This is a genomic window from Kocuria sabuli (assembly GCF_040981185.1).
In the GTDB taxonomy this organism is placed as follows: Bacteria; Actinomycetota; Actinomycetes; order Actinomycetales; family Micrococcaceae; genus Kocuria; species Kocuria sabuli.
Genome location: NZ_JAVHZE010000130.1, coordinates 1 through 500, shown reverse-complemented (window position 1 = coordinate 500; position 500 = coordinate 1). Strand labels below are relative to the sequence as shown.

Here is a 500-nt window from a genome sequence, read left to right as displayed (position 1 = left end):
GACCGAAACGACGGATAGAATATGTTTTTCCTATCTGTCTTGCTCCTGTCAACATCAAAGCTTTCTTATTCGCTTCGAAGAAATCAGCTAAATATCTGTCTATCTTACGTTTAATCATATCCTTGTCCCCTTTTCTATTATTAAACGGACGTATTTTGTCCGCTTTTCCATGGCAAATATACGATAATTTGTCCGTTTTTCCAAGGTATTTACGCATCTTTTTGTCTTATACGTGAAAAAGTTGTCACCTTTAGGATGGTTAAACTAAATATGTTACTATCTATTTTTCTTATCACTAAATGAGTTACGCATTTTTAATTTTATCACTATATGGGTTGTCAGCGAATCCCCATTATACCTAACTAGGTTACTCTTTTTAAGGAGCTATCCCTAGAAAGGTTACGGTGATGATATTCTTTCAAATGCAAAGATACACATTTTCAACTAATTAGAAGAATTTTCCCAAGGATTTTTCCACATTTTCTGCTGTGGCCCCGCTT

Annotated in this window: 1 protein-coding gene; it reads right to left on the bottom strand. The window is 34.6% G+C overall.

Going from position 1 to position 500, the window contains the following annotated elements; genetic code table 11:
* Positions 1-217: hypothetical protein (locus RE027_RS18265; RefSeq protein ID WP_368809712.1), on the bottom strand; the 217-nt coding region annotated here is incomplete at its 3' end.
* Between the last annotated feature and the right edge of the window lie 283 nt (positions 218-500).